This is a genomic window from Planococcus faecalis (assembly GCF_002009235.1).
In the GTDB taxonomy this organism is placed as follows: Bacteria; Bacillota; Bacilli; order Bacillales_A; family Planococcaceae; genus Planococcus; species Planococcus kocurii.
Genome location: NZ_CP019401.1, coordinates 1,059,360 through 1,086,339, shown reverse-complemented (window position 1 = coordinate 1,086,339; position 26,980 = coordinate 1,059,360). Strand labels below are relative to the sequence as shown.

The 26,980-nt window shown below is 40.1% G+C and carries 28 protein-coding genes; 14 read left to right on the top strand and 14 right to left on the bottom strand.

Translation table 11 applies throughout. The features are described 5' to 3' along the window. Positions 1-10: 10 nt before the first annotated feature. Both hemH and hemE read right to left on the bottom strand, forming a co-directional pair. Positions 11-928 (bottom strand): ferrochelatase, encoded by a 918-nt coding sequence (hemH, locus tag AJGP001_RS05350; RefSeq protein WP_071153692.1) that lies wholly within the window; start codon positions 926-928, stop codon positions 11-13. A gap of 39 nt (positions 929-967) precedes the next feature. Then, positions 968-2,014, bottom strand: coding sequence for a uroporphyrinogen decarboxylase (gene hemE / locus AJGP001_RS05345; RefSeq protein ID WP_058385940.1), 1,047 nt, complete (start codon positions 2,012-2,014; stop codon positions 968-970). Positions 2,015-2,223: 209 nt separating this feature from the next. Here hemE and AJGP001_RS05340 point away from each other — a divergent pair, with 209 nt between their 5' ends. The 3 genes from AJGP001_RS05340 to AJGP001_RS05330 all read left to right on the top strand — a co-directional run bounded on the left by AJGP001_RS05340 (position 2,224) and on the right by AJGP001_RS05330 (position 5,116). Beyond that, positions 2,224-2,730, top strand: a complete 507-nt coding sequence (locus AJGP001_RS05340; protein WP_071153668.1) for an antibiotic biosynthesis monooxygenase family protein — start codon at positions 2,224-2,226, stop codon at positions 2,728-2,730. A 41-nt stretch (positions 2,731-2,771) separates the two neighbouring features. Further along, positions 2,772-3,767, top strand: coding sequence for a sodium:calcium antiporter (locus AJGP001_RS05335; protein ID WP_071153667.1), 996 nt, complete (start codon positions 2,772-2,774; stop codon positions 3,765-3,767). Positions 3,768-3,946: 179 nt separating this feature from the next. Continuing rightward, positions 3,947-5,116 (top strand): M20 metallopeptidase family protein, encoded by a 1,170-nt coding sequence (locus AJGP001_RS05330; protein ID WP_071153666.1) that lies wholly within the window; start codon positions 3,947-3,949, stop codon positions 5,114-5,116. 39 nt (positions 5,117-5,155) lie between these two features. On the opposite strand, the gene AJGP001_RS05325 is transcribed toward AJGP001_RS05330, so the two are convergent. Together AJGP001_RS05325 and AJGP001_RS05320 are read right to left on the bottom strand one after the other, a co-directional pair. Beyond that, positions 5,156-6,358 (bottom strand): ABC transporter permease, encoded by a 1,203-nt coding sequence (locus AJGP001_RS05325; protein WP_071153665.1) that lies wholly within the window; start codon positions 6,356-6,358, stop codon positions 5,156-5,158. After that, entirely contained in the window at positions 6,342-7,091 is a 750-nt protein-coding gene (locus tag AJGP001_RS05320; protein ID WP_078080229.1) for an ABC transporter ATP-binding protein, read from the bottom strand. Before AJGP001_RS05320 ends, AJGP001_RS05325 begins: the two co-directional genes overlap by 17 nt. Positions 7,092-7,200: 109 nt before the next feature. Between AJGP001_RS05320 and AJGP001_RS05315 the strand changes: the two genes are divergently transcribed. The 7 genes from AJGP001_RS05315 (at position 7,201) to AJGP001_RS05285 (ending at position 11,555) form a co-directional block, all read left to right on the top strand. Beyond that, the gene (locus AJGP001_RS05315; RefSeq protein WP_058385946.1) at positions 7,201-7,632 is read left to right on the top strand and encodes an HIT family protein; all 432 of its coding nucleotides are present in this window, start codon (positions 7,201-7,203) and stop codon (positions 7,630-7,632) included. A gap of 104 nt (positions 7,633-7,736) precedes the next feature. Further along, the gene (locus AJGP001_RS05310) at positions 7,737-8,267 is read left to right on the top strand and encodes a tryptophan transporter (RefSeq protein WP_058385947.1); all 531 of its coding nucleotides are present in this window, start codon (positions 7,737-7,739) and stop codon (positions 8,265-8,267) included. 125 nt (positions 8,268-8,392) lie between these two features. Further along, complete coding sequence (locus AJGP001_RS05305) at positions 8,393-8,815, top strand: YtxH domain-containing protein (RefSeq protein ID WP_058385948.1); 423 nt, start codon at positions 8,393-8,395, stop codon at positions 8,813-8,815. Positions 8,816-9,099: 284 nt separating this feature from the next. Further along, positions 9,100-9,663 (top strand): HTH-type transcriptional regulator Hpr, encoded by a 564-nt coding sequence (locus AJGP001_RS05300; RefSeq protein WP_078080228.1) that lies wholly within the window; start codon positions 9,100-9,102, stop codon positions 9,661-9,663. A gap of 100 nt (positions 9,664-9,763) precedes the next feature. Next, entirely contained in the window at positions 9,764-10,309 is a 546-nt protein-coding gene (locus AJGP001_RS05295) for a DUF3267 domain-containing protein (protein ID WP_058385950.1), read from the top strand. Positions 10,310-10,370: 61 nt separating this feature from the next. Next, a complete protein-coding gene (locus AJGP001_RS05290; RefSeq protein ID WP_006828367.1) occupies positions 10,371-10,556 on the top strand; it encodes a hypothetical protein in 186 nt (61 codons plus the stop codon). A 108-nt stretch (positions 10,557-10,664) separates the two neighbouring features. Continuing rightward, the gene (locus AJGP001_RS05285; protein WP_058385951.1) at positions 10,665-11,555 is read left to right on the top strand and encodes a peptidylprolyl isomerase; all 891 of its coding nucleotides are present in this window, start codon (positions 10,665-10,667) and stop codon (positions 11,553-11,555) included. A 138-nt stretch (positions 11,556-11,693) separates the two neighbouring features. Here the strand turns inward: AJGP001_RS05285 and yhaM are convergent, their stop codons facing one another. The 3 genes from yhaM to AJGP001_RS05270 are packed head-to-tail and all read right to left on the bottom strand — an operon-like array spanning position 11,694 to position 16,688. Further along, positions 11,694-12,632: a 3'-5' exoribonuclease YhaM gene (gene yhaM, locus AJGP001_RS05280; RefSeq protein WP_058385952.1), complete on the bottom strand. Its 939-nt coding sequence runs from the start codon at positions 12,630-12,632 to the stop codon at positions 11,694-11,696. Continuing rightward, on the bottom strand, positions 12,629-15,469 hold the full coding sequence (locus tag AJGP001_RS05275) for an ATP-binding protein (protein ID WP_071153664.1): 2,841 nt from the start codon (positions 15,467-15,469) through the stop codon (positions 12,629-12,631). Before AJGP001_RS05275 ends, yhaM begins: the two co-directional genes overlap by 4 nt. Before the next feature lie 4 nt (positions 15,470-15,473). Continuing rightward, positions 15,474-16,688, bottom strand: coding sequence for a metallophosphoesterase family protein (locus AJGP001_RS05270; protein ID WP_071153663.1), 1,215 nt, complete (start codon positions 16,686-16,688; stop codon positions 15,474-15,476). Between the two features lie 208 nt (positions 16,689-16,896). Here AJGP001_RS05270 and AJGP001_RS05265 point away from each other — a divergent pair, with 208 nt between their 5' ends. Further along, positions 16,897-17,082, top strand: coding sequence for a YhzD family protein (locus AJGP001_RS05265; protein ID WP_058385955.1), 186 nt, complete (start codon positions 16,897-16,899; stop codon positions 17,080-17,082). 37 nt (positions 17,083-17,119) lie between these two features. Here AJGP001_RS05265 and AJGP001_RS05260 read toward each other — a convergent pair whose 3' ends face one another. The 3 genes from AJGP001_RS05260 to AJGP001_RS05250 form a co-directional block, all read right to left on the bottom strand. Further along, positions 17,120-17,899: an enoyl-CoA hydratase gene (locus tag AJGP001_RS05260; protein ID WP_058385956.1), complete on the bottom strand. Its 780-nt coding sequence runs from the start codon at positions 17,897-17,899 to the stop codon at positions 17,120-17,122. Between the two features lie 89 nt (positions 17,900-17,988). Further along, complete coding sequence (locus tag AJGP001_RS05255) at positions 17,989-18,336, bottom strand: YlbF family regulator (protein WP_071153691.1); 348 nt, start codon at positions 18,334-18,336, stop codon at positions 17,989-17,991. 20 nt (positions 18,337-18,356) lie between these two features. After that, positions 18,357-19,499 carry a DUF445 domain-containing protein gene (locus AJGP001_RS05250; RefSeq protein ID WP_058385957.1) on the bottom strand — a complete coding sequence of 381 codons (1,143 nt, stop codon included), beginning with the start codon at positions 19,497-19,499 and terminating at the stop codon, positions 18,357-18,359. 82 nt (positions 19,500-19,581) lie between these two features. Between AJGP001_RS05250 and AJGP001_RS05245 the strand changes: the two genes are divergently transcribed. Further along, the gene (locus tag AJGP001_RS05245) at positions 19,582-19,785 is read left to right on the top strand and encodes a YheE family protein (RefSeq protein ID WP_058385958.1); all 204 of its coding nucleotides are present in this window, start codon (positions 19,582-19,584) and stop codon (positions 19,783-19,785) included. Positions 19,786-19,894: 109 nt separating this feature from the next. Here AJGP001_RS05245 and AJGP001_RS05240 read toward each other — a convergent pair whose 3' ends face one another. Further along, complete coding sequence (locus AJGP001_RS05240) at positions 19,895-21,649, bottom strand: ABC transporter ATP-binding protein (RefSeq protein WP_071153662.1); 1,755 nt, start codon at positions 21,647-21,649, stop codon at positions 19,895-19,897. A 2-nt stretch (positions 21,650-21,651) separates the two neighbouring features. Further along, positions 21,652-23,388, bottom strand: a complete 1,737-nt coding sequence (locus AJGP001_RS05235) for an ABC transporter ATP-binding protein (protein WP_071153661.1) — start codon at positions 23,386-23,388, stop codon at positions 21,652-21,654. Between the two features lie 463 nt (positions 23,389-23,851). Here AJGP001_RS05235 and AJGP001_RS05230 point away from each other — a divergent pair, with 463 nt between their 5' ends. Together AJGP001_RS05230 and AJGP001_RS05225 are read left to right on the top strand one after the other, a co-directional pair. Beyond that, positions 23,852-24,370, top strand: a complete 519-nt coding sequence (locus AJGP001_RS05230) for a universal stress protein (RefSeq protein ID WP_071153660.1) — start codon at positions 23,852-23,854, stop codon at positions 24,368-24,370. Positions 24,371-24,581: 211 nt separating this feature from the next. Beyond that, positions 24,582-25,025: an arsenate-mycothiol transferase ArsC gene (locus tag AJGP001_RS05225; protein ID WP_078080227.1), complete on the top strand. Its 444-nt coding sequence runs from the start codon at positions 24,582-24,584 to the stop codon at positions 25,023-25,025. Between the two features lie 68 nt (positions 25,026-25,093). Here the strand turns inward: AJGP001_RS05225 and AJGP001_RS05220 are convergent, their stop codons facing one another. Together AJGP001_RS05220 and kynU are read right to left on the bottom strand one after the other, a co-directional pair. Then, entirely contained in the window at positions 25,094-25,717 is a 624-nt protein-coding gene (locus AJGP001_RS05220; protein WP_078080226.1) for a cyclase family protein, read from the bottom strand. Continuing rightward, positions 25,718-26,968: a kynureninase gene (kynU, locus tag AJGP001_RS05215; RefSeq protein WP_071153659.1), complete on the bottom strand. Its 1,251-nt coding sequence runs from the start codon at positions 26,966-26,968 to the stop codon at positions 25,718-25,720. Positions 26,969-26,980: the final 12 nt, after the last annotated feature.

Here is a 26,980-nt window from a genome sequence, read left to right as displayed (position 1 = left end):
TTTATCTAAGTTATTTTTCTGCTAGTTTGCGCAATACAACATCTGTTAACCCATCAATAAATAAAGGCTGAACGTTCGGCATTTCTGGACGATAATAATTTGCACCAATGTCATCGCATACTACTTTACATTCATAATCGTTATCGAAAAGAACTTCTAAATGATCTGTTACAAAGCCAACGGGTGTATAAACAAATGATGTATACCCTTTTTCCTCGAAAAGATCACGAGTTAAGTCTTGAACATCTGGTCCAATCCAAGGTTCGCCTGTTTGTCCGGCACTTTGCCAGCCAATTTCTACATTTTTAACGCCCGTTGCTTGCTGAATCATTTGGGCTGTTTCTTTTAATTGGTCTGGGTATGGATCGCCGTTTGCAATAATTTTTTCTGGCAATGAGTGTGCAGATACGATTAAACAAGCATTTGCTCGTTCTTCTTCTGACATTCCATCAAACGTTTCACTTACTTTTTCCGTCCAATATTGGATGAATTTTGGTTCTTTGTACCAACTTTCAACAGAAGTCAACGAGATGCCTGCTTTTTCAGCTGCTTCTGCTGCACGGCCATTATATGATTTTACTGAGAACGTTGAAAAATGGGGTGCCAAGACGATTGAGATTGCTTCTGTAATGCCGTCTTTTTTCATTTCTTCAACACCATCTTCTACAAATGGCTCAATGTGCTTAAGACCTAAATACATTTTGAATTCAATGTCATCTTGAACGTCATTTAAACGATCGCATAGGCCATTCGCTTGTTCTAGTGTAATTTTAGCAAGTGGCGAAATACCACCAATTGCTTTGTAACGACTCTTCAAGTCTTCTAAACTTTCTTCGCTCGGCTTACGGCCACGGCGGATATGTGTATAGTAGCGTTCAATATCATCTTCTGAGTAAGGTGTTCCATATGCCATTACTAATAATCCCATTTTCTTTTTCAACCTAGTCACCTCATTATGAATTTTGTTTTACTTCCAGTTATTTTTATGTGCAGCACTGTATTCGTGAACAAATGATGTTAAGCGTTTCAAGGTATCTGGATTCACCTCTGGGAATACTCCGTGACCTAAGTTAAAGATATACCCATCATTTTGCATACCCATATCTAAAATCTTTTTCGCCCGCTCTTCGATTACTGACCAATCTGCCAATAAATAAGCTGGGTCAAAGTTGCCTTGCAACGCTTTTGTCAAGCCCATTGAACGCGCTTCTGAAATCGGCAAACGCCAATCCAGTCCAACGACGTCGACAGGAAGTTCGTGCCATTCTTTAGCTAAATGACTTGCGCCTACTCCAAAGATGGTTAATGGTACATTTTCTGTACGCAATTCTGCGAAAATACGATCCATTACCGGTTTGATGAAAATACGGTAATCTTCAACGTTCAAGGCACCAACCCACGAGTCGAAAATTTGGATCGCTTTAGCTCCTGCTTTTACTTGTGCTTTTACGTAAGGAATGATTGTGTCGGCTAGTTTGTCCATCAAGGCAAACCACATAGCAGGCTCAGAAACCATCATTGCTTTTGTTTTGTTGTAGCTCTTCGAAGGACCGCCTTCAATCATATAACTCGCCAATGTAAAAGGTGCGCCTGAAAACCCAATCAATGGCACGTTTAATTGTTCTTGTGTTAGGATACGAATTGTTTCAAGTACATAATCGACATCTTGTTCAGGATTAATGTCTCCTAAGCGTTCGATATCTGCCATCGTACGGATTGGGTTATCGATAACCGGACCGATTCCTGACTTGATTTTTACGTCCACTCCAATTGCCGGCAGTGGGGTCACAATGTCTTTATACAGAATGGCCGCATCGTTATTATACTGATCCACTGGAAGCTTGGTAACATATGCACACAATTCTGGTTGATGCGTAATTTCCTCTAATGAGTATTTTTCTTTGATTTTGCGGTACTCTGGCTGTGAACGTCCAGCTTGTCTCATATACCAAACGGGTACGTGATCTGTTTTTTCTCCACGTGCTGCGCGAAGATAAGTATCATTAAATGTCATGAATGTTTCATCCCTTCGATGTGCTACTCTACTTTTGTCTACCTATATCCGTCTATACTATAGACGTTCCGTACTATATTGTATAGATTCCAAACGCATTTGTCATAAATTCGACGCTTCTCTTTTCACTTGATTGCCATTCCTGTTTCAGGAAGTTTCCTAAAGGGAAGTAGATATAGTAGTATTTATATTTATTAGGAGGGGTATTAATGAACTTTTACATGACAACTGGAACATACGATTACATGAAAAAAATGCGTGACAAACACCCACAACAGACAATGGTCGTCATGCAGGGCGAAAATACGACAATGATGATGCACGAAACAAAGGGAAAAACTATTTTCCAAACACCTCGGCGTTATGAAGTCGTCGATGGGACAGGTGACTTAACTGAGAAAGGATTTTTCGTTTTAAACAATATACCGGTAACTGAAGAAGGTCGTCCAATTTTTGAACACCGTTTTAAAAATCGTGCGAGTGCTATTGAAAATGAGCCCGGATACATTGCATTTCGTGTTTTAAGACCGCTTGATTCAGACACTTATATCGTTTTGACTGAATGGGAATCTCCTGTTTTTTATGAAAAATGGAAAGAGTCTCAAGCTTTTGCACAAGCTCATTCTGAGAAACCGGATAGTGGTGCACAGCGTCCAAATATTTTCTCAGGTGTTTCTCATATTAGTACCTATAGAGCAAAACCTGAAGAAGACTAATACGGCATACTCTTGCCCATAACTAAAAAGGAGGAAATCAATTGGTTTTTGTTATTTTTATATTAGCAGCGGCACTTACTGTATTTGCCTCCATCAAGCTATCTCAATATGCAGATGTCATCAGTTCCAAAACAGCAATGGGCGGCATGATGGTCGGTACATTATTATTAGCAGGTGCTACTTCTCTGCCTGAAGTTTCCACTAGTTTTTCTGCCGCAGCGATTGGCAACGCTGATATCGCTGTTGGAAACATGATCGGATCGAACTTGTTTAACTTGTTTATCCTCGCTGGATTTGATTTTCTCTTGCGTGGTCGACGTATTTTAGATCGAGCTTCACGCAATAATATTTATACAGCACTTCTTGGAACCTTATTAACCGTTTTGGTCATTTTGGCACTTTGGTTACGCATTGATGTCCAAATTTTAGGTATTGGTTTAGATGCATTAATCATTGCCATCACTTATATAGTTGGTATGATTGCTATCAATAAATTGCCGTCTCTTGATCCTCAAGCAGAAGCAATTGCCGAGTCAGAAGAAGAACCTGATAACCCAAGTGCTTCTTTATCGTCAAAAGCAGCCATTTTTCGTTTTGTTATCGCGGCACTAATCATTTTAGCTGCTGGGACGGCGCTATCCATTACAGGAGACGAAATTGCGGTCATTACTGGAATCGGCTCTAGCTTTATCGGTAGTTTCTTAATTGCAGCAGCGACTTCTCTTCCGGAAGCCATTTCTGTTTTTGTGGCGCTACGATTGAACAATGTGAACATGGCTGTTGGTGCAATTCTCGGAAGCAACATCTTTAATATGATCATTCTTGCCCTTTCTGACCCTGTATATACTGCTGGGACAATTATTTCAGGGGTATCTGGTGCGAATATGATTATCGCTGTCGGTGTATTGATCATGTCATTGCTCGCTTTGTTTTCGCTTTATAGAAAAAAGAGTGGTTCTACATTATCCTATGCACTACCGTCAATTATTATTGTCGTTGTGTATTTTGCAGCATCTTACTTTAATTTCACTTACTAAGATAAACTAAAAGCAAAGTCCGATTCCCGTCTGCGGAGTTGGACTTTGCTTTTTTTATTTCTTTTAAATCTTAAATAAATTAATAGTTCCTATACCATATATCGCATATTACATTTAGGTTCATTTTCATACTGCTAGTTATTTATGATATGCTTTTAAAAAAGAAAGGGGTTTTAAAAATGATTGATACGCTTTACGCTAAATTAGATGCTGCTTACCCAGAAATGGTCGAGATTCGTCGTCATCTCCACATGAATCCTGAACCGTCGTTTCAAGAAACCCAAACTGCTCAGTTTATTCGAGATTATTACGAAAAATTAGGCGTTGACGTTAAACACAATATTGGCGGAAATGGTGTCGTCGCAACCATTCAAGGCGCAAAACCTGGAAAAACCGTTGCATTGCGCGCTGATTTTGATGCTTTGCCGATTCAGGACCAGAAAGAAGGAGTATCTTACCGATCAACTGTTGATGGTGTCATGCATGCATGCGGACACGATGGTCATACAGCCACTCTCTTAGTTTTAGGGAAAATACTCTACACCATGCGTGAAGAATTAGCAGGAACCTACATATTAATTCATCAGCACGCTGAAGAACTCGTTCCTGGAGGGGCAAAGTCTATGATAGAAGCTGGTGTCTTGGAAGGCGTTGATGCCATTTTTGGTACGCACCTTTGGTCAACGACACCATTCGGAAGAATTGACACACGTGTCGGTCCAATTATGGCAGCAGCAGATAGCTTTCAATTGAAAATTCAAGGCCGTGGTGGTCACGGAGCAAGTCCTCATGAAACCATTGACGCAGTTGTCGTCGGCTCTCAAATTGTCTCTACTCTCCAGTCTTTAGTATCTAGACGTGTAGATCCTTTAGAATCTGCTGTCTTATCTATCGGTTCATTTGTTGCGCAAAACCCTTTTAATATTATCGCAGACCAAGCAGTATTGTCAGGTACTGTCCGTTCATTTAAGGAAGATGTTCGTAGCTTGATGGAAACAGAAATGGAGCGCGTCATTAAAGGAACGAGTTTGGCTAACAACAGTCGTTATGAATTTAATTTCAAACGAGGCTATCCGGCTGTCATTAATCATGAAAAAGAAACGCTTTATATTAAAAGCATTGCGGAAACCGTTCCAGGCGTTACAGAAGTCTTTGACTGCCCACCTCAAATGGGTGGAGAAGATTTCGCCTACTACTTAGAGGAAATTCCTGGAGCCTTCTTCTTTACAGGAGCTATGCCCGATGGTGATGTGTTCCCCCACCACCATCCGAAATTCGATTTTAAAGAAGAAGCGATGCTTGTCGCCGCTAAAACTTTAGGCACAGCAGCTATTCATTTTCATCAATAAAAACAAACCCGCCCTCTTTTTCAGAGGCCGGGTTTGTTTTTAAGTTTTTTTACTTTTTAATACAGCAACAGTCACGAAAGACACGACCAAAATAACCATAAGCGTTATCAAAGCTGTGATCAACTGACCCATGATTACTAACATGATGGCTGTAGCGATGCTCTGCACTAGTTGCAACGCAAGAATAAGTTTAAAAACAGCTTGTTGTCTACTAAAGCGAGATAGTGGAAACAAATTGTCCATTCGGAAATGTTGTGTGTGTGTCAAGCCCTGCCAAATTTGAATAGTGGTTGCGAACGCCAACGCGCCTGCAAACAATGCCACACCCACTTGAAACGGAATGAACCAAGCACCTATCATAACAATGACAGTTAGCCGTACCCATAAATAAAATAATTCATCTGATCGGATAAACGTTCTACAAACCAAATACAAGTGAGCATTTTTTGCTCCCGGCTTAATAAAGCGATAAATCCAATTGAGCCATGACCTGACTTTTATTTTTCCCTTTAGATGAGGGACATCGGTAAAGTAATTAGCAAACTGATAAAAACGCAGCATGCGATTTTCTTCTAGTGCAATAAAATGCTCATAAGCAAAAGGCTTGCCAACGGCTTTACGAGTAATCCATTTGCCATAAAAAATGATAGCAAACAGAACAAATACAGCAACTATTAACTGCTCTTCTATATAAAAGTAGGTGAACAAACCAACTAGCAAAAAACGTAACAATCGGTCTAGCCACACGCCTTCTCCTGCTCCTTGGCGTCGAAAGGCGAATTCAGTTTGAACATTCCACCATTTGATTAGCAGTAAGAGAATTGGAAAGCCAATCAAAAAAGAAGACGGCAGACCGTATAGGGCGTTGACCATCGGCAGCGAAACGATGAAAACGACTACCGGCAAATACAGTTGAGACACGAACGACCATTTTAAAGCAGGTTTCAAAAACTCATCTAATTTGCTTTCCAATGGCAAAAAATACACCGTATCCGCTTCTTTTAACAAGGTTGACGGTGGACTGATGGCGAGCAACAATCCAAACACTCCTGCTAATAGCCATGCGGCTGGGAATTCAGGTGGAATATCCTGTATCCATTCGCTATAAGCAAAACCGGCAGCTCCAAGTGCAAAAAGTAAAACGACCGCAATATGACCTGTAAAAATATATTTTAAATAGTTTTGAACTTCAACAGTGTGCTTATGAAGTCGGCTTGACCAAATATCATGCAAATTCTTCATTTAGCTCATCCTCAGTCATCGCAATATACAAATCGTCTAGCGACGCATCTGGCATATTAAAGGCTTTGCGCAAATCTTCCATTGTCCCATTTGCTCGCACACGGCCATTATGAAGCAGGATAATCCGGTCACAATAACGCTCAGCTGTGGACAAAATATGTGTCGACATCAGCACCGATGCGCCTTTTCTCTTTTGTTTTTCCATTTGATCTAATAGTGATTTAATACCCAGTGGATCGAGTCCAACAAAAGGTTCGTCGATGATATACAGTGCGGGATTCACGAGAAACGCACTCATAATCATCACTTTTTGACGCATTCCTTTTGAAAAATGTGACGGGAACCATTTTAGGCGCTTTTCCATTCGAAATTCCTTCAACAATTCTGCAGAACGTTTTTCAAACAGCTTAGCATCGATATTATAAGCCATCGCTGTCAGTTCAAGATGTTCACGCAATGTTAATTCTTCATATAACACTGGAGTCTCCGGAATATAGGAAAAAGCAGATCGATACGTGTCCATATCTTCTTCAAAAGTTTTGCCATTCAAGCGGATCTGCCCTGATTTTGGTTGCATCAAACCGATAATATGTTTGATGGTGGTACTCTTGCCTGCTCCGTTCAAGCCAATCAAGCCCACAAGTTCTCCTTTTCCTATCGAAAACGTCACTTCTTGTAAAACGGGTTTACGTGTATACCCCCCTGTTAACGCATCAACTTCCAAAATAGCCATCGAAACACCTCTTTCTTTCTATTAAACTATTGTATCAAAACTGACTCTCGATTTCTTTTGTCATATGGCAATTATGGTAACATGGTGAAAATAGAAAGGATGATCCCCAATGACAAATTGTATTTTCTGCAAAATTATTGCAGGCGAAATCCCTAGCGTAAAAATTTATGAAGATGAGCACGTCTTCGCTTTTATGGATATTATGCCCTTGTCAAAAGGCCATACTTTACTTATTCCGAAAACACATCGTGAATTCGTATACGACATGACCCCAGAAGAAGCAGCCAACTTGTTTTCCGTAGCTCCTAAAATTGCTAAAGCTATCAATGAAACCTTTCAACCTGAAGGCATGAACCTGCTAAACAATAATGGCGCAAAAGCCGGACAAAGTGTTTTCCACTTCCACTTACACTTTATCCCACGCTATGGTCAAAGTGATGGTTTCGGTGCCAAGTGGATGACCAAGGAAAAAGAATTCACTTCTGAACGTATACAAGAACTGGCAGAAAGCGTAAAAGAAAAGTTAAACGCTGAAGCTTGATTTTCTGAAGTAAACAGGATAAAATCAGGTTAAGTTTTTCGCCGGCGGTCATGAGGGCACGTCCGGGAAAAAGAAACTAGCACATAGCTGAGGAGAGATGAGAAATGAATACGAAAAATCTAGTTTTAATGGCGCTGTTGGTCAGTGTCGGAGCCACACTTTATGTAGTGATTCCAGGCATCAACGGCGGGATGAAGCCCGACTTTATGTTGACAATGATGTTTGTCGGAATTCTGTTGTTCCCAAATGTAAAAAATGTCTTCTTATTAGCAGTAACGACCGGTGTCTTATCAGGTCTATTCTCGACATTCCCAGGTGGCTTTTTCCCGAATATTATCGATAAATTTATCACAGCGTTTGTGTTCCTTGCTTTGGTCATGCTATTGAAAAAATTCGTTGCAAAGTTACCTGTTACGATTGCCCTTGTTGCAATGGGAACTGTATTATCGGGAACGATTTTCCTTTCTGCTGCTATTTTCGTTATTGGCGCCAACATTCCTTTTAGTTTGTTGTTTGTCACAGTAGTGCTGCCTGCAGTTTTGTTAAACGGAATCGCTTTCGCTTTTATTTACCCGATTGTGATTACATTGGTCAAGCGTTCAAAATTCGAAACGGCGGTTTCGCAAGCCGCCTAACAAAAGAGCTTTTCACTAGTAACAACAGTGAAAAGCTCTTTTTATTGAATAGTCGTTCATCTATATGTTTTAATTAGGTATAATAGAGGAAAAGAAGTTTATAGGAAGAAAGGGGCGTTTCAAATATGAAAGCATCAAGATTTTTCTTAGGACTTGCTACAGGGGTAGCAGCTGGAGCTGCAACAGCTTTATTCTCTACTCCACAATCAGGACAGGAATTTCGCTCTACAGTGAAATCAACGTCAGCTGAATGGAAAGAATATTTGACCGAACTAAAAGATAAAGTGAATAGCTTAAAAGAGTCGATCAATCATTTAACAGAAGAAGCTAAATCTCAGCTTCCTGAAGCAGTCGATGGATTAAAAGCTTCACTGGAAACATGGACAGAGAGTACCGCTCCTGCTAAAGAACATCTTCAACTTGAAATCATGGCCATCCAAAATTCAATCGAAGAATTGCAAAAAGCCATTAGCAAAGATAAAAAAGTTATAAAAAATGATGACCAACCCAAATCAGAAAAAGTTGACGATGATACTCAAAGCGCTTAAAACAACTGCCTTCCGGGGGTTGTTTTTTTGATGGTCTGTTTATAACTTAGAAAGTTCATTGTAAATCTACTATCTATCAAAAATCCATCGCAGTGATTTTTGGAGACTGAGTTATCTTTTACGTTTGCCAGTTTGATTTCTGTTGCCACGTTGTCTTTTTATTCCAAAAAACTAAACAAACTCGTATATCTCCCCACTGTAAATTATTTTACTATTCTTACTTTAATTACGTTTGCTTTACTGCTATAATAAAGAAAAGATTTTGGAGGAAAGTTGGTGCCTGTGTGAACGAGAAGGAATATACCATGAAAGAAGCTATGCTGTTTAGTCAACGCATTGGTCAATTGTCGAAAGCTCTATGGAAAGCGGTAGAAAAAGATTGGCAAATGTGGATAAAACCTTATGATTTGAATATTAATGAACATCACATTCTTTGGATTTCCTATCATTTAAAAGGCGCTTCGATATCAGATGTCGCAAAATTTGGTGTAATGCATGTTTCCACTGCTTTTAACTTCTCCAAAAAATTAGAAGAACGTGAACTGCTGTCTTTTTCAAAACGCGATACGGATAAACGCAATACATATGTCCAGCTAACTGAGAAAGGCGAAAAATTAATGCAAGAGATGATTGAGAACTATCATGAAACTCCTCACTCCGTCATTGAAGGCTCTCTACCTTTACGCGAACTCTACGGAAAGTTCCCTGAATTCATGGACATCATGGCTGTTATACGCAATATTTATGGCGAAGACTTCATGGAAATCTTCGAAGCTTCCTTCAAAAATATTGAGAATCGATTTAGCGAAGAAAACCATGTTATCAAGCATCAAGAAAGCCAGCAATAACAAGTCATTTCATAAAAAAAATTATGGTTGCATTTCCTTATAAATCATTGTATTGTATGTATCGAATCAAAAATGAATTTAGTAAATAGGGGATGCACACATGCACTGCTGGAAAACAATTAACTTAAAAAAACAATACGGATTTGACCGGCTTTTCATGATCTCTGCGCTTTTTGGAGTCGCTGTTTTTATGGCTTCTTACATTGGGCTTGCAATCGTCTATGCCACGCCTCTATCCGATCAATATTTTCTATTTTTTATAGTGTCTTTGCTCGCTATTTATCCGCTTCACAAGATTTTGCATTTCTTGCCTTTGATCGGCTGCCATAAATCATTGAAATTCATAATTCGAAAACAAATGAAAGTGTGTCCCGCTTTTTCACTCCATGTCAATGAACCGGTTCCCAAAATACGGTTTTTGCTTTCATTGGGCACACCTTTTCTTGTACTAAATACAGCTATTATTAGCTTAAGTATTGCAATGCCTGAATTTAGCCATTACTTCGCTATGCTTTTGGCGTATCATTGTGCGCTGTGCTTGACCGACATTATTTACCTTCGCAACTTAGCCCGTTCGCCAAAGTATGCGTTAATAGAAGAAACAGACACCGGCTTTGAAATCCTTATCCCTCCAGTAGTTAGCTGATATCTGCTTTTTCTTCCGGTCTTTGTTATACTAGGAAGTAAAGTCAGAGGGGAGGAAATCCATGATTATCGCATTTATTGTTATGTTCTCTGTGTTTTATCTTTTCCAGATCAACCGGATGACATTGGCACTTGTAACTTCTCGAGAAATTCCAGAAGAAAATCATCAAAAGATATTCCGAACGATAAATATATTAATTACAATACTATTGGTATCGTTGTATGTAGGCGTAGAATTTACACCTTAACTCACTTGCCTCTTTGGCAAGTGACTTTTTTTTGAAACTTTGCAAACCGTAATACGTTTATAGTATAGTAACTACTGCATCTAGATAGAAAGTTGGGAGCGAAATCTAATGAAAAAATCTTTTTTAACATTTACTTTGGCAGCATCTGTACTGGCTTTATCTGCGTGTAGCGATAGCGGGGATGACAAAACAATTGTAACTTCTGATGCTGGTGATATTACAAAAGACGAGCTTTATGAAGAAATGAAAACATCGATTGGTGAACAAGCAGTTCAAATTTTACTAATTGAAAAAGTACTTGCTGAAAACTTCGAAGTGACTGACAAAGAAGTAACTGCAGAATACGACAGCAACAAAGAAGAACTTGGAGAAAGCTTTGACCAATTTCTAACCCAGAACAACCAAACAGAAGAAAGCTACAAAAAAGTGATCCGTTTGAATTTATTACAAGAAAAAGCATTGACTGAAGGCATCGAAGTGACGGATAAAGAAATACAGACACAATACGATCGCCAAGGCACTGAATTAAATGCACGTCACATTCTTGTTGCTGATGAGGAAACCGCTAACTCTCTTAAAAAGCAATTGGATGAAGGCGCTGATTTCGCGAAATTAGCTAAAGAAAATTCGACAGATACCGGTTCTGCTGAAAATGGCGGTAACGTTGATTGGTTCGGTCCAGGGGCAATGGTTCCTGAGTTCGAAAAAGTCGCTTACGAGCTTGAAATTGACGAAATTAGTGAACCTGTCGCATCTGAATTCGGCTTCCATATCATTCAAGTTCTTGAAACACGTAAAGTAGAAGATCAACCGGCACTAGAAGACCAAAAAGATAAGATTCGTTCTGATTTGGCTATAGCTAAAGCAGATCAATCCACTTTGCTTCCAAAAGTCGCTGAGTTAATGAAAGACGCAAATGTAGAAATCCAGGACGAAGATCTTAAAGGGGCACTAGATGATATTTTAAATCCTCAAACGCCTGCTGCTCCAACTGAATAATAGAAGTTACTTTAAAAGAACCGTTCTAAAAGTTTGGCAACTGACTTTTAGCAACGGTTCTTTTTTGGCATACAAATAGACACAGACAAGATAGCTAACTTGTCTGTGTCTATTTTTCGCTGGAGACTCAGTTCTTCATTAAATTTTCGGTTTGTAAAATGAGCGGTTATCCAATGCAAAGACGCGTTCAGAAAACTCTCCTTCTTTTGTTTTCCCAAGAACACGGTCCAACATCATCATTTTCGCATCGATGTTATCGATATAATGAAGAATTTCTGCTTCTTTCAGCATTGGTTTTTTCGGGCTTCCCCACTCCTCTTTGCCATGGTGAGAAAGAATGATGTGTTGCAGTAGCATAACTTCTTCGCCTTCAATTTCCAACTCTTCTGCAGCTTTTGCTACTTCTGTTACCATAATGGAAATATGTCCAATCAAATTGCCTTCTACTGTATATGTAGTTGCAATGGGTCCAGAAAGTTCGATCACCTTGCCGATGTCATGAAGAATAATTCCTGCAAACAGTAAATCTTTGTTCAATCCTGGATAAATGTCGACCAGTGCTTTACCTAGCTTCAACATGGACACCACATGATCTGCCAGACCAGACACATAGTCATGATGATTACGTGTTGCTGCAGGATAAGTTAAGAATTGCTGCTGATATTTCTTCAGCAAGTAACGCGTCATTCGTTGGATTTGGGGATTCTCCATTTCGAACAAATACTTTGTTACTTCTTCTAACAATTCATCTGTCGACTTTTCCGAAGATGGCATCAAGTCTGATATTGACTGATGTTCATCTGGTTTTGCTGGACGAATGCTTTTAATCCGCAATTGGTTTTTCCCTCTGTAATTATGGATTTCACCACCGACACGGACGATTGTTTCAGCAGCGAATGTTTTTTCCTGCTCATCTTTTGTATCCCATAATTTTGCTTCAATGTCTCCGCTTTTGTCTTGTAACACGAGCGAAATAAATGGATTTCCGGTAGTGGTAACTCCTTTGACGGACTGTTTGATCAATAAGAATTCATCGACTGTCTCGCCGACTGCATACTGTGTAATTCCTTTAGTCATGAATGAACGCTCCTTTCGGTAATGGCCACGTTAATAATTTGCGCATTAGGCCAAGCCTGTTGCATGCTGTCGTGGCAAGTAAAATAGATGAACTGGTGCTCTTTTTGCAACTCTGTCACTAAGTTTATCATTTGCTGCAGTCGACTGCGATCAAAATGAACAAAAGCATCGTCCATAATGATCGGAAACGGATGGCTTTTTTTCATAGATACGGCCAACGACAACCTCAATGCTAAATACGCTTGTTCTTTTGTTGCCTGACTAAGTTCGGAAATTGGAAAACGTGCCCCGTCTTGACGCTTAGCTTCAAAATAGCCGGTTCGATTCATGGCTAATTCAGTATAAGCACCATTTGTCAATTTACTAAAATAAAGCTGAGCGTTAGCTAGTACAGCAGGTAGTTTTTTTTCTTTTAGTTCACTCATCGTTTGGTTGATTGCTTCAACAATTGCTTTGTTGATGGACCATTGCTTCGCCAAATCAATAAATTCGGCTTTTTTCTCTTCAAAATGCTGTAACTTTTCTTCGTAAGAAGTATCCGTTACTAACATCTGAGTCAAGTGTTGCTTGTCTGCTTGTTCGTTTAATAATTTATTTCGCTGGGCTTTAAGCTCTGTCATTTTTTCTTGTCGTTGCTCAATTGCTTGCTGTGTATGATCCGACTCCCAGTCTTCTGGCAATTCAATTTCTCCAATAGCTTGCAATTGCCCTTCGACCAATTCAAGTTCTTTTTCCACTCGTTTTTTCTGATCCCATTGATCGGCCAACCGATAAAAATCAAAGACATCTTCTGCTAACGCATAGGCAATTAGCACTTGCTGTTCTTTTTCAAGTTGCTCTTGGAATGCTTGCAACCGCTCAATTTTTTCTAACAAGTCATGGGTTTCCCTTTGTTGCTTATTCCATTGATCTTTCTTTTGCTGTCGCACTGATTGTTCAGAACGCAGCGTGGCAATCAAGCCTACTATTGCGAGCTCTTTGCCACATGCTTGCTGCGCTTTATCCATCCACTCTTGTTGTTGCATTGCTAATTTGTCTATTTCATCTTGAATTCGTAATATACGCGAATAATTTGCATGAACTTTACGCAACTTACTAAAAAGCTCCAGTATCATCGTTCGACTAGCATCTGGTTTCAAACCAATTTCAAGCAAGAGTTGCTGATAAGCCTCTTGTGCTACAGCGGTTGAATCGACAGCTACATAACTGGTTATGTTCTTTTTGACTGTCTCCACACGATTCATCAAGCTGTCTAACTGCCGATCAAACTCGGCTACTTTTGTGATGATTGTTTCGCACTGCCATTCTTTTCCACTGTATTTTTTAATCAGAGCGGCGTAATTTGCAGGCAGCTCTTTGGGTTTTCGCATTTTCACAAAAAGCCATACACCTGCAGCCATTGCGACAAGTCCAATCACAATAAGTAAAGCAGTCGATTGGATAAATCCATAAGCTACTACGAGTAATCCCAGTCCAAACAATACAAAACGAACGATTTGGTCTTGTCCAGTGTCGCTTTTTTGAAACTTCGAAGCAGCTTTAGCTTCTGCTAATTGTGCTGAAGTCTCTGGCCATTCTTCTGCAATGAGTCGTTCTTTTGCAGTTGGTTCTTGAACTAAAAACGCCGATAAATCTTGTTCTGCCCGTGCCAATTTGTTTTTCTCTTCTTGCAAATTACGTTGGTTAAAGCGTTGGTTTTCTTCTTCTACATCCAACTCCTTCAACCGCTCAAGCAGTTGCTCTTCGTGATTTAACGAAACATCAACCGCCATCGCTTGTTGTTCCGTAAGTCCAAGTAACGATAATAGTTCTTCGCGTTCTTCTGATAACTCGATTGTTTCATTACGCTTTTGAACTAGTTGTAGATTTAATTGGTGCCAGTCTGATTCACGATTCAATAAATTCTCAATCGCGTCTAAAGAATCGGCTTTATCTGCAGTGGTTAGTAGGTGACGTTGGTTGGTTAAATACTCCATATCGGCTTTTGTTTGAGTTAGCTTATCCACTAACCGATCCATTTGCCTTCTGCCTTCTGCTGGGAATTGCGTAATGGCAAGATTGTCTAATTGCTTAGTCAACCGATGCTGGTCTGCTACTAATGGCGCGGCTTGTTGCCATCTGTGGATTTCTTTAAGCTCTTGATCCATTTCTGCTTCTACTTCTCCAATGACCTTTAAACGCTGTTCAATTGCTTGTAATCGCTCAATAGCAGGACTATAAAGTTCTGCACGATGTCGAAGTTCCTTTAGCTGTTCTTCGATGTCACGAAGCTCTTCAACCAAGGCATTTATTTGTGGTTTGCGACCATTTTTTTTAAATAGCTCAGCCATTTGTTTTTCAAGCTGATTTTCTAAATCTGTCAAGGCATCAATACCTGTTGTCCCTGAAGCTAGTAAAGTTCGGCTCAGTTCTGATTCACTGAGTTGATCTAGGCCTTGCAATTCATGAATCGAAAATGAAAAAATTGCTTCAAAAGAAGCGCGATCGTAGTTTCGTAAGATTTGTTTCAACTCGTTATCACCACCTCTGTGACCGTCTTCAAATTCTACTATGACGTCTCCAGCGGATTTCCCTTTTATTCGTTCGATTACAAGCTTTCCATAATACGGGTCTGTCAAATATAGTTTGCCCCCATATTTTCCGCCAGTTTTTGGCTCGTACCGTAATTGCGTTTGATTGCGTGTAGGAAAGCCAAAAAGAAGTTGAATGATAAATTGCTGAATTGTTGTTTTCCCCGCTTCATTGGGACCATAAAATAAAACCAATTGATTTCCTAATTCGATGGTTCGGTTTTCATGTTTGCCAAAACCATAGATTGTTAATTTTTCGATTCTCATGTTATCACTCTCCCGCCTGCATCCTACGCCGAATTTTTTGGGCGGTAGCTAATTGAAGTTCTCCGACGGTTTGATCGTCTACAGCTTCTAAAAACCGGCTGCTTTTTGGATGTCTGTACAAATCCTTCAAAATAGCTTTCCAGTTGTCTATTTCCCAGCTCTCTATCGTCTCAATCAACGTTGCTCCTATTGGAGAAAGTTCACTATCTTGTTCCACTTGCTGAAGTTGAATCGATTGGATCCAAACAAACCATTCCATTTCAGCAATCGACTCACGAAGCATTTCTAATAATTCACTTTCGGGAATTTCAGCCAGCAGTTGAAAGCTTTCTTTATCCAATTCTGTAAAGACCAATTCAATAATGGCGGCTCCTGCTCCTTGAGTAAAAAGACTTAGTTTGTCTTGGCAAGCCTCGATCAATTCATTCATGTGAATAATGCCTTTAGCTGAAACAGCCACTCTGTCGAATTGAACAACTGACGTTGGAATAAATGCTAATTGTGTTGTTGTCTTTGACAAAGTCACTTCATAAAAGCCTTTTACACCGGTTTCCTTCCGGTGACGTCCTTGAATATTACCGGGATACACGATAGCGGGCTCGTTAGCAAGTTCTTGACGCTTGTGGATGTGCCCTAATGCCCAATAATCGTATTGTTTACTAAGTAGTTGCTCTTTTTTAAAAGGCGCATAAACAGCATGTGTTGAATCTCCTTCGAGACTGCCATGTAGTAGCCCAATATGATACTCTTGGTTTTGTGCTACCGGGTATTGCTTGACCATGGACTCACTAATGTGACGTTTGCCATAGCTAAATCCAGTAAACGTTACAGGCCCTGAGGCGGTGGCTAGTTTGAATTGAGAAACTGTTTCATCAAAAGCATGAACATTTTCCGGAAGTTCAAAGCGCGTCCAATTGCCACTTAAATGATCATGATTGCCGTAGCACATAATAACTGGTATTTTTTGATTAGCAAGTTGTTGCATGCCTTTTTGAAAACGCGCTTGCGCACGAATGTTGCGATCTTCCCCGTCATAAATGTCTCCCACAATTAACACGAAATCTGGTTTTGTTTTTAGTGCATAGTTGATAAGTCGATCGAACGCTTCTAACGTACTGTCTTTTAATTTTTGCCATTGCTCTTTTTGCAAATCCCTCATGCCGCTAAAAGGGCTTCCTAAATGCAAATCTGCCGTGTGGATAAAGCGAATCGACTCCATAAATAAACCCCTTTTAATTACCGAATATTTGTTCTTATTTTACCATGACAAAACCATTAAAAAAACTCTTTGCAGAAAAGTTTCTGTAAACAGTCGAATCGATCAATGTTTCAAAGCACTTAATAAGATGTTTTAAAAATGACAGGACTTTTTAATGGAAAGCCTTTATACTTAAAATGAACATCCATTCAGAAAGGATTGATTCTGCTTGAGAACTTACAAACTGACAGCTTTTGAACAAACTGGCAAACAACTACTAGACGAAACATTTACCGCTGAGACGGACGAAGAAGCACGTGGCAAAGGTCAAGCTATGTTAGAAGAAAAAGAATTGATTAACCAAACACATCGCTTAGCGTCACCCGCTGGGAAACTTATTCTTTTCCATTCATAAGAACGTAAAAAGCATGGCGGAGATTCCGCCATGCTTTTTATAGACCTTTAAACTCAGGTTTTCGCTTTTCAACAAATGCTTGGATGCCTTCTAAATGATCTGCTGATTTCCGCATTGCCGATTGTGCTGCCGCTTCCATGTCCAGCGTACTGACTAACTCTTTTACTTTCCATTGATGAAGAATGTGCTTAGATGCCAATTTAGCACCGATTGGTGATGAGATTGCTTCAGTTGCATAGGCTTCTGCTTTTTCAAGACCTCTTCCTTCGGCAGTCACTTCTTCGATTAATCCTTTTGCTAGTGCATCGTGTGCTTTTAACACTTGTCCTGACCAAATAATCTGCTTGGCTTTTGGTACACCTACTCGTTCTTTCATAAAGAAATGACCGCCACCATCTGGTACTAACCCGATGCCGATAAAATTCATAGCCAATTTACTATTTTCTTCTGCGACCACATAGTCACAGGCCAGTGCCATACTAAAAGCAAGACCAGCTGCTGCTCCATGTATAGCAGCAATTGTAATTTGTGGCAGCGTGTAAAGTGCTTTTGCCAAGCGGCTGACGTCCTTCATAACCAAATCGATATCCATTGGATGTTCCGGGTCCATCATTTCTTTGATATCGCCGCCCGCTGAAAATGCTCTACCTTCGCCACGGATAATTAGGACCTGTATTGTGCTGTCTTGCAACAAAGATTCAAAGCAATCCGCTAGTTCTTTCATCATCGTTCCATTCATGGCATTCATTGATTTCGGACGATTCAAAACCAATTGGCCAATTCGTCCTTGTTTTGTCAATTCAATCGTTTCGTACATAAAAAGAGACACCCCTTCATAGAAATGAATTGTCATTCACTTCTATGTATTCGGTGTCTCTTTCTATTATTCCTTTATTTTTTTGAAAATTACATGCTTTCGTATAAAGACTGAACCGGTTTGATCAAGACACGGTTTACTTCTTCGATCATTTGGCTTAATCCCATTTCAGCTTCAAGCATTGCAAGAATTTTTTCGTTTTGCTGAGCTGCTTGTGCAGTGCTTTGCGCGTTCATCATTTCTTCTTCTGTAATTTCTTCACCTTCTGTTTGTTTTTGCTGAAGAGAAATCTGCAAATCACGGAACGTCTTAAATAACTCATTTGCTTCTTTATCAGAAGTTACTTGTGCAACTGCCTCTTCTAATTTCTTAAACTCGTCTGTTGAACGGAACGTGCTTTCTAATTTGTTGATGTCGTCATAAATGTTTACTGTCATGTTCATCCATCTCCTCTTTGTTAGTTTAGTATCATGACGAAAATCCCTTGGAAGATTCCGATGAATCCTCCTAAAAAAGCGCCCAATACGGTAATCATTTTAAATTCTCTCCGGGATATTCCAAGCACCAATTCTTCTAGGCGACTGAGCGGCAGAGAATCGACTTGCTCTTTCACCATACCTTCCATATCAATTTTCAATATGGTTTCTTCCAGTTTATGCTCTCCTTGTTCGAAGACAAAGTCTGTCACAAGTGGCGTAAAATTGACACTCGTCCATTTTAACCCTCCAGGCCAAGTCTCTGCAAGTGTTGTGTTTAAACGCGTTGAAATCGCGGCTTTTTCACGCACATACTGTTTCACTGCGGTTAATGCTGTATCAAAATCAAATTCTTTAAGTAACTCATCGACTCTCCGGTCCTGTACTTTTTCCCATTCACTAAATGCCAATGTTCCTACCAATTCGAAGGTTCTTGGGGAGTTGAGAAATTTGATGATTTCCGGTTGAATCCGATCTACTAACGGTTTTGACTCACCAAGCAAAGAATGCAGCATATGACCAAAGCGACCTCGCGATTCTAAAAATTCATCCAACAAAGATTTGATCGTTTGTCTTCCTTGCGGCGATTCAAAATAAGTTGTTCCTTGACTGATGGCATATTCGACACCTTCATAGAGCTTGGCTTCTGTCTCTGCTTTCCAGTTTTCAGGCATGAGTTCACGAATCGTTTTCCCAGCAATATACTGTTGCAAGGACTCTTTTTGCAGATCAACCAACTCATCTAATTTTGCTTCTATTTTTATATCCATTTCTGTTTGTCCAGCTTCTTGCAGCCAGTCGTTGAAGGATTTTGGAGAATTAAATAAGTGCTTCTGCAGCTGTCGATTGATCCATTTTTCTGTTTTAATGTGCATTTCCTCGTTAAAAAACCTCTTTTTGAATGTCTCAGGAGTTAACAGATGCTCAACAACTGTTCGACCCAGTTGACGAGATAGTTCATCGCGTCGTTTCGGAATGAGTCCCGGTGTCAGTGGAACTCGCCATTTCCCAATATACTTTGCCTCGTACGGCCAAAAAAGCATTTTAATTGCTAAATGGTTGGTGACGCCACCAATTAACGCACCCACAATCGCCATAAAAACTAATGTTACGATAATATTCACTGTTGTCACTCATTTCTTTTTCTTCTTTGTGTATTCTTCGCAATCCTCTATAATAGGGAGAAGAAAGCAAAGGAGGTTCCATATGCTTCAGCATTTTAAATTTAAACCAATGTTCGAAAATCATCAATTACCAGGTTGGAACATTTCCTTCTTTTATAAGAACGAACGCATAAACGGGGAGTATCATCCCGATGGCAGCATCGTTTGGCGTTCAAATCCACCGCAAGATGAAGAAGCTATCAAAACGATGATCCACGAGCTCATGCTCTATCATGTATACGATTAAAGCGCTGGAAAGTTCCAGTGCTTTTTTCGTTCGCTCTTTTAAGTATAAGGAAGCTTGACTTATTTTAACAGCGATAGCTCTGTGAACGCATAAAAAAGGGAATGTCCCCTTACCCAACGGTCTGGGTTTTGGACATTCCTGATTGAATTTTATACATTTGGAAATAGATGCCGCCGAGCTTCATCAATTCTTCATGACTACCCGTTTCCGCAATTTGACCTTTTTCCAGTACTAGTATTCGATCTGCATTTTTAATTGTCGACAAGCGATGAGCGATAATGAACGTCGTTCTGCCTTTTTTTAATACATCCATAGCATGCTGGATAATTTCTTCTGTCTCTGTATCGATGTTAGACGTTGCTTCATCCAAAATCAAGATTGCCGGATCAAATGCTAATGCTCTAGCAAAAGAAACCAATTGTCGTTGTCCAGAAGAAAGCGTACTGCCTTTTTCTACAACTGGCTCATCAATTCCTTTCGGCAAATGAGCCAACACGCGCTCTCCTCCGACTGCTGCTAACGCATCCGTCACCATTTCTCTAGTAATCCGCTCATCTCCTAGAGTCACATTTGACTCGATTGTTCCACTGAACAGATAAGGGTCTTGTAGAACGATTCCCATATGCTCTCTAACCGATTGTCTTGGCATATCATTGATATTCATGCCATCAATGGTAATCGCACCTTTAGAAGTATCGTAAAAGCGAAACAATAAATTCATGATGGAGCTTTTACCTGAACCTGTGTGACCGACTAACGCTACGGTTTCGCCTTGTTTTGCTTTAAAAGAAATATCCTGTAGCACATAGTCTTGTTCATTATAAGCAAACCAAACTTTCTCGAAACTGACATTTCCCTGATATCGAGTTATTTTTTTATCGACAACTGCTTCACCACTTTGATCTAGTAAACGGAATACTCGTTGAGCCGCGACTAACGCTTGTTCTAGGCGTCCAAACTGATTGACAATGCCACTGATAGGATTGAATAGCCGGATAATGTAGTCGATAAAAGCATACAGCATACCAACTGTCACTACTTCACTCCCCGACATAGAAGCTCCGCCGAAATACCAGACAAATAAAATAAAGGTCATGGATCTCAGTACCCCAACCAAATTATAAGAAGCGGCTCCTTCGAGTACTAATAATTTCTTCTGATACTTGTAATGTTCATCGTTCAGTTCTTCAAATTCGTCTTTCATTTTGTGTTCTCGACGAAATGCTTGAATAATGGTCATTCCTTGAATTGACTCGTTGATCATAGCGTTCATTTCACTGACCTTTTCTCGCACGACATGATTGTAGCGGGCCGCATATTTACGGTATACCAACATCCATATATACAACAACGGGATTAAAACAAGTGTCATTGCAGCCATTTTCCAGTCGAGATAAAACAACGCGATAAAGATACCAGCCATATACATAAAACTCGTTGCAAATTGAGACAATACAGTCACAAACAAATCCCGTATTGCTTCTGTATCGTTTGTTATGCGCGATACTACTTTCCCAGCTGGTAAATTGTCAAAATAACGAATTGGTAGCGTTTGTGTATGGCCGTAGACATCGTTTCGCATTTTACGGATAATCCGATTGGCTCCTTTTTGGAGAAGTATAGACTGCCAATAACGAAAAATCGCGCTGATAATAGCAAGCCCAAAAAACAAAGCCAGTAAATAAGCAATCGGCTCAAAGTTTATTACTTCACCAGAGGTAGCGATGTGTTTATCGATAATTTCTTTGGCAATAAGCGGTGCTGCCAAATCAGCAGCAACCGCGATCGCAAGCATTCCTAATCCCCAAACTAAAACACGTTTAAAGTGCAATGCATATTGTACTAATCGTTTACCTGTCCCCATATTTACACCTCCTCAATTTGCTGACGGAGGAATTGTTCGTTGTACCATCCGTTTGTTTCCAGCAATTCCTTATGAGTTCCTTCTTCAATAATTTTCCCGTCATCTAATACGACAATCCAATCAGCGTGCTTTACTGCAGAAAGTCGGTGTGTTGTGATGATGGTCGTTTTGCCAGTACGATTGGCTTGGATGTTTTCGATAATGCGTGCTTCTGTTTTCGCATCTACCGCTGACAACGAATCATCCAAAATTAGAATCTCCGGATTTTTAATCAATGCGCGCGCAATAGAAATCCGCTGCTTTTGACCACCTGATAACGCCACTCCTTTTTCACCAACTAGTGTGTTTAACCCATTTGGCAACAACGCTAAATCTTTTTCAAAATAAGCTAAACGAAGCGCTTCAACCATCTCTTCTTCACTAGCATTTGATTTTCCAAAAAGAATATTTTCTCGAATTGTCCGCGAAAACAACACATGATCTTGTGGCACGTAGCCAATCCAGCTACGCAGCTGATCTTTCGTTAATTTCTTCAATTCAATTCCATTCATAAAGATGGCTCCTTGACCAGTGGGGTATTCTCTCAGCAATTGCTTAACGAAAGTCGATTTCCCACTACCTGTCTTGCCGACAATGCCCAGCGTCTGGCCACTGTTCATGGAAAGATTGATGCCTTGAAGATTGATTGAATTTGATTGCGGATAAGTAAAACTAAAGTCTTTAAAACCAATTTCCTTTGGTTTACCGGTAGTAAATGGCTCCTGTGGATCGGTAACATCTTCCGGATAATCCAGTGTTCCGTTGACACGGTCCAATGAAGCATTGCCTCGTTGCAAGATGTTAATCAATTCTCCAATCGCAAACATCGGCCAAACAATCATGCCAAGGTAAACATTAAAAGCCACTAAATCCCCTAGCGTCATCGTGCCTTCAGCAACTAAAAATGCCCCATAGCCAAGTCCAATCATATAGCTAATGGCAGTCAGCACTTTGGTTACTGGCGCAAACAAAGCATCAATTCGTTCTACAGCCATATTCTTTTCGTACACGTCTTCGGTCATAGCAGCGAATTGTTGTTCTGAAGCGCGTTCTTGAACATAAGCTCGGATGACACGAACTCCTCCAACCGATTCCAATACGCGGTCATTCATGTCACCAAAAGCTTCCTGCGCTTCCATATAACGAACATGAATTTTCTTCCCCAGTATTTGTACTACTACCGCTAGAATCGGCAAGGGAATCATCGCTAGAAAAGTCAATTCCCAAGAAACCAACATTCCCATCGCGACAATAATAGTTGCCATATACAAAGTTGAATCCACCAACGTTAAAATGCCGAATCCTGCCGTCTCGGAAATGGCCTTTAAATCATTTGTCGCACGTGCCATTAAATCGCCTGTCCGATTTTTCTCGTAAAAAGTGGGGGTCATTTTCAAGAAATGCCCCATCAAGCTAGAACGGAGCTGCCGTTCAATAACATAAGCCCCACCAAATAATTGATATTGCCAAACAAAATTGATCAAATAAGCTAATACCATCGCTACTGCTAATACTGCCATGTACTGCCACATCAGCATCGAAGTCAGCTGCGCTTGAGCAATTGAATCAATCGCTTTCCCAATTAACCAAGGTGGAATAATTTCTAAAATATTGGCAACGAATAACAAAGCGACAGCTGTCGTGTACCTCAGCCAATTTTCTTTAAAAAACCATTTTAATTTCCATAATACGTCAAACATTAGCTACGCCTCTTTTCTTTTCCACTCCAATAATCAGCTTCAAGTCATTCTTTATTGATCATTTCTACCTTTTGAAACAACTTCATATCCAACAACTCCCATTAGATTTCATTTCATTTGCATTAAAACACACAAAAAAACGCGCGCCTCGTTCATGGGCACACGCTCATTAAAACAGGACATTTAGTCAGACATGTCCTGAATCATTCTATTTCCGAAATAAAGTCAGAGAAAAATTGAAGGAAGGTCTGATAACATTATTAAATTAATGTGCTTGTTAATTTCCAATTTTTTCATCATCACGACCTCCATTCCCTTTTATTTGTTAATTCTAGAATAGCAAAGTTTATTTTGAATTGTCAAGATTTTTCGAAAATTTATTTTTTCCAAAATATAACGGATGTTTCATTCTGATAACGTAGGGTAATTTAACACTAAGAGAAATTAGAATGAGGTGATGATAATGTATAAAAATATTGCTGTGGCTTATGATGGTTCTGATGGAAGTCGAATTGCATTTGAAAAGGCATTGGAATTTGTAAACGTATTGCAAGGTGCTAAACTTTCTGTTATCTATGTGAACGAAGACTACCGGGAAAGTATTGGTTATATGGATGCCGGCAATGCCTCGGCTCCAGTAATTTCGGCAAACGTCGACAGCAATTATGCACAATTCATGCCACCTGGAATTGGCGATGAACGCGTCTCTAGTCTAAAGGATTATGATGAGACAGTAGTTGAATATTCCAAGCACCTTCAACAATCTATCCAACGTCAATTAGATGAACACAACACAAAAGCATCGGTGCTGGCCCTTGAAGGAAATGCGGCCAAAACGATTTCTGCTTTTGTTGATGAGCAAAACATTGATTTGCTCATTATTGGCAACAGCGGGAAAGCAGGTTTGCAAAAATTCTTCGTTGGATCTGTCAGCAACAAGTTAATCAAAGATTCTTCCTGTTCTATCTTGGTTGTTAAATAACCATTTCCTCTTGCACTACTGAATGGATTACTAAAGCACTCAAAAAATCCGGTCTAGTTGGACAAGTTATTGCTTGTTCACCAGACCGGATTTTTAATACCTTATCAAAAAGTCACAATACCATCACAAATTTAACAGTTTAATTTCTTCTCTACCGGGTAAACATTACTAATAGCAAAACGCGTTTTACAAAAGGAAGAAGGGAAGACCTATGTCAAGACAAACAGTTTATTTTTTATCTCCTCATCAGCATCGTGGCTTGATGGCTGAAATTTGGGCAAATCGACTGATGCTTCCTGATTGGGAAATTCGCAGTGCTGCATGGTCAAAAGAAGCTCAGCCTTCTTTTAATGACATGCCTTTAGAAATAATGAAGGAAGTTATATTGGATTTACCAGCAGTTGAAGCACGTGCTTATAATCCAGAAGAAATAAGAGAAGCAGATTTAATCATCGCTTTACACGATGGAGAATTTGAACATGGTGACATTCCAACAGATTTGCCGACTCAGAAACTGCTGCGCTGGGACATACGTAACCCTGAGTTAAGAACTAGCGACACTACAGAACAATGGGTGCTTTACCAAGAGATTTGTGATGAAATTGCGACGAATATAAAAAACATGGAACCTTATTTCCGTGCAGATTACGCATAAAACCTTCACCAGTAAACCGGTGAAGGTTTTATTTGCTTTCATTCTTTTATACTTGCCTACACTGCTTTTTACGTATAGAGAATTGCTCGGACTGGGCTGCCTTCTCCGCCTTTAATCTTCAGTGGCAATGCTGCTAATCGGTAAATCCCTTCTGCTACATGATCCAAAACGATGCCTTCCAAAATAAAACGATGATGACGATTCATAGCCTGGTGCATTGGCAATTCTTTGCTAGTTTCTGGATCCACGGACGGCACGTCAACGCCAAGTAAGCTTACACCATGATCAGCCATCCATCGTGCGATTCCTTCATCAAAAATAGGCCATTCCACTGGAAATTTACTACGGTCTTTCCAAGACGCGGTTTTTAGCAACACCGCCGTGACCTGTTCTTCAAGTGGTTTCAAATCTGACACCTTGATTTTTTCCAAGCCACTAACATCCATCACTTGAGCTTGTGACAAGTAGACATCTAAGGGCAGTTCATGTGTTTTGAGCCCCTCGTTATTGTAATGAAAAGGAGCATCAATATGAGTGCCAATATGCGTACTCGTTTGCACCTTCCCGATATTAACTGAACCACTTTGCTTTATCGTGACAGATAGTTCATAACTAAACGGTACGTCTCCAGGCCACTCCGGTGTTGTGTCGTTCAATTCCATTGAAATATCAATGATTTTTTGTGGGTCCATTCAAGCCACCACATTTCGTTCATTGCTAAATTTTTTATATGTTTCATTGTCCATAATGTGCTGAAGCTTATCGGCCACTTGCTCTACATCGCTAAAAGATGTGTAAAAAGCAACAGGCGCTAATCGAATGATATTGGGTGCACGGAAATCAGGAACGATTTTTGCTTTTTTCAGTGCTTTGCAAATTCTCGCTGCCTCAGGATGAGCAAAAGCGATGTGACCGCCTCTAGCTTCGTCTTGTACGGGTGTAACGTCAGTCAGTTCAGGAACTTGTTGGCCTACAAGCTGTCTCAACAAACGAGTCAGCTGCAGTGATTTTTGGCGAATCGCTCCAATTCCCGCTTCTTCAAATAACTCGAGACTGCCAAGCAACGGTGCCATACTGAAAATATGCGGTGTCCCAATTTGGTAAGCACCCGCTCCTTGCGCTTTCGTAAATTCATGGTCCATATCGAATTGACGAGCTTTATCAGAACCAAACCATCCAGCATTCCCAGGCAGCAATTGATGGTGGCGTTCGTGTATGTACAGCCCCCCTGTTCCACCTGGTCCTGAATTCATGTATTTGTAATGACACCAAATAGCAAAATCCACTCCATCGTCATGCAAGTGATGCGGCATGGCACCGATCGAATGCGCTAAGTCAAAGCCGACCAAAATACCTTTTTCATGTGCCGCTTTTGCAATGTCGCGCATTGGCAATAGCTGACCACTGCGGTAAAGCACAGAAGGTAACAGCACAATAGCAACATCGTCAGTTAATTGTTCAATAATGTCGGTTAGCTCAAGTGTGTAGCCATCTTTACTTCCAACTTTTCTCATAGCTTTTGCCGGATCCAATCCTCGCAAACGAAGATGGCTTTCTACAGCATAAATATCTGAAGGAAAGTTCAAGTCATCGACAACAATTGCAAAACGTTCAGCAGTCGGTTGAAACAACGTTGACAGCATTTGATGAATATTCGACGTAATCGATCCTGTTACCATCACTTCATTGCCTTGTGCGCCGACTAATGGGGCAATGCGTTTACTCATTTCTTCAGCTAAGGTAAACCACGGGTGGTTACCTTCTGTCCACCCATCAATTCCAAATGTTTTCCAGCTATCCATCAGCGTCTGTAATTTTGCTTCAGACCGTTTAGACATCAACCCAAGAGAATTGCCGTCCATATAAACCATCCCTTTTTCAACAAAAAATTCCTGTTTAAAATCCGCTAACAAATCTTCGCGATCCAACTCTTTGCTCGTCATTATTTCGTCCTC

What these genes read in the sequence shown, in the direction of transcription:
- AJGP001_RS05225 (WP_078080227.1), top strand. Translation starts at nt 24,582, where the DNA reads ATGTCAAGACAAACAGTTTATTTTTTATCTCCTCATCAGCATCGTGGC.
- AJGP001_RS05230 (WP_071153660.1), top strand. Translation starts at nt 23,852, where the DNA reads ATGTATAAAAATATTGCTGTGGCTTATGATGGTTCTGATGGAAGTCGA.
- AJGP001_RS05290 (WP_006828367.1), top strand. Translation starts at nt 10,371, where the DNA reads ATGATTATCGCATTTATTGTTATGTTCTCTGTGTTTTATCTTTTCCAG.
- AJGP001_RS05325 (WP_071153665.1), bottom strand. Translation starts at nt 6,358, where the DNA reads ATGAAGAATTTGCATGATATTTGGTCAAGCCGACTTCATAAGCACACT.
- hemE (WP_058385940.1), bottom strand. Translation starts at nt 2,014, where the DNA reads ATGACATTTAATGATACTTATCTTCGCGCAGCACGTGGAGAAAAAACA.
- AJGP001_RS05260 (WP_058385956.1), bottom strand. Translation starts at nt 17,899, where the DNA reads ATGTACGAAACGATTGAATTGACAAAACAAGGACGAATTGGCCAATTG.
- yhaM (WP_058385952.1), bottom strand. Translation starts at nt 12,632, where the DNA reads ATGACTAAAGGAATTACACAGTATGCAGTCGGCGAGACAGTCGATGAA.
- kynU (WP_071153659.1), bottom strand. Translation starts at nt 26,968, where the DNA reads ATGACGAGCAAAGAGTTGGATCGCGAAGATTTGTTAGCGGATTTTAAA.
- hemH (WP_071153692.1), bottom strand. Translation starts at nt 928, where the DNA reads ATGGGATTATTAGTAATGGCATATGGAACACCTTACTCAGAAGATGAT.
- AJGP001_RS05310 (WP_058385947.1), top strand. Translation starts at nt 7,737, where the DNA reads ATGAATACGAAAAATCTAGTTTTAATGGCGCTGTTGGTCAGTGTCGGA.
- AJGP001_RS05285 (WP_058385951.1), top strand. Translation starts at nt 10,665, where the DNA reads ATGAAAAAATCTTTTTTAACATTTACTTTGGCAGCATCTGTACTGGCT.
- AJGP001_RS05330 (WP_071153666.1), top strand. Translation starts at nt 3,947, where the DNA reads ATGATTGATACGCTTTACGCTAAATTAGATGCTGCTTACCCAGAAATG.
- AJGP001_RS05270 (WP_071153663.1), bottom strand. Translation starts at nt 16,688, where the DNA reads ATGGAGTCGATTCGCTTTATCCACACGGCAGATTTGCATTTAGGAAGC.
- AJGP001_RS05275 (WP_071153664.1), bottom strand. Translation starts at nt 15,469, where the DNA reads ATGAGAATCGAAAAATTAACAATCTATGGTTTTGGCAAACATGAAAAC.
- AJGP001_RS05245 (WP_058385958.1), top strand. Translation starts at nt 19,582, where the DNA reads ATGCTTCAGCATTTTAAATTTAAACCAATGTTCGAAAATCATCAATTA.
- AJGP001_RS05255 (WP_071153691.1), bottom strand. Translation starts at nt 18,336, where the DNA reads ATGACAGTAAACATTTATGACGACATCAACAAATTAGAAAGCACGTTC.
- AJGP001_RS05220 (WP_078080226.1), bottom strand. Translation starts at nt 25,717, where the DNA reads ATGGACCCACAAAAAATCATTGATATTTCAATGGAATTGAACGACACA.
- AJGP001_RS05340 (WP_071153668.1), top strand. Translation starts at nt 2,224, where the DNA reads ATGAACTTTTACATGACAACTGGAACATACGATTACATGAAAAAAATG.
- AJGP001_RS05305 (WP_058385948.1), top strand. Translation starts at nt 8,393, where the DNA reads ATGAAAGCATCAAGATTTTTCTTAGGACTTGCTACAGGGGTAGCAGCT.
- AJGP001_RS05315 (WP_058385946.1), top strand. Translation starts at nt 7,201, where the DNA reads ATGACAAATTGTATTTTCTGCAAAATTATTGCAGGCGAAATCCCTAGC.
- AJGP001_RS05235 (WP_071153661.1), bottom strand. Translation starts at nt 23,388, where the DNA reads ATGTTTGACGTATTATGGAAATTAAAATGGTTTTTTAAAGAAAATTGG.
- AJGP001_RS05240 (WP_071153662.1), bottom strand. Translation starts at nt 21,649, where the DNA reads ATGGGGACAGGTAAACGATTAGTACAATATGCATTGCACTTTAAACGT.
- AJGP001_RS05295 (WP_058385950.1), top strand. Translation starts at nt 9,764, where the DNA reads ATGCACTGCTGGAAAACAATTAACTTAAAAAAACAATACGGATTTGAC.
- AJGP001_RS05320 (WP_078080229.1), bottom strand. Translation starts at nt 7,091, where the DNA reads ATGGCTATTTTGGAAGTTGATGCGTTAACAGGGGGGTATACACGTAAA.